The sequence below is a fragment of the Mycobacterium sp. E2238 genome (assembly GCF_001672665.1).
Taxonomy (GTDB): Bacteria; Actinomycetota; Actinomycetes; order Mycobacteriales; family Mycobacteriaceae; genus Mycobacterium.
In genome coordinates, this window is sequence record NZ_LZKF01000098.1 from 1 (window position 1) to 592 (window position 592).

At 64.7% G+C, this 592-nt stretch carries 1 pseudogene; it reads left to right on the top strand.

Annotated features, from left to right (window positions below):
- A pseudogene (locus tag A5711_RS08325) lies at window positions 1-592 on the top strand (glycosyl transferase family 1); the annotation flags it as partial.

A 592-nucleotide genomic window follows, 5' to 3' on the forward strand; every position in this document is an offset into this window, starting at 1 on the left:
CCGCCGCCAACGTCGCGGAGTACTACGACATCCCGTTTGCCACGCTGCATCACGTCCCCATGCGGCCGAACGGCCAGACCGTTTCGATGCTGCCGGCGCCGTTGAGCCGCTCGGCGATGACGGCGTTCGACTGGTTCAGTTGGCGCCTGAACAAGAAGGTCGAGGACACGCAGCGCCGCGAACTCGGGCTCCCCAAGGCAACGCATCCCTCGCCGCGCCGGATCGCCCAGCGAAAGTCGCTGGAAATCCAAGCGTACGACGAGGTTTGCTTTCCCGGACTGGCGGACGAATGGGCCAGAAAATGGGGCGACCGGCGACCATTCGTCGGCGCACTGACGATGGAGCTGACCACGGACGCCGACGAGGACGTAGCGTCGTGGATCGCCGCGGGAACACCGCCGATTTGCTTCGGTTCGGGAAGCATACCGCTCGAATCCCCCTCCGCCACAGTCGAAATGATTAGCTCGGCGTGCGCGAACCTCGGCGAGCGGGCCCTCCTGTGTTTCGGCGGAACTGATTTCAGCGACGTGCCGCATTTCGACCACGTCAAGGTCGTGGGCGTGGTGAACTACGCGTCCGTCTTTCCGGACGG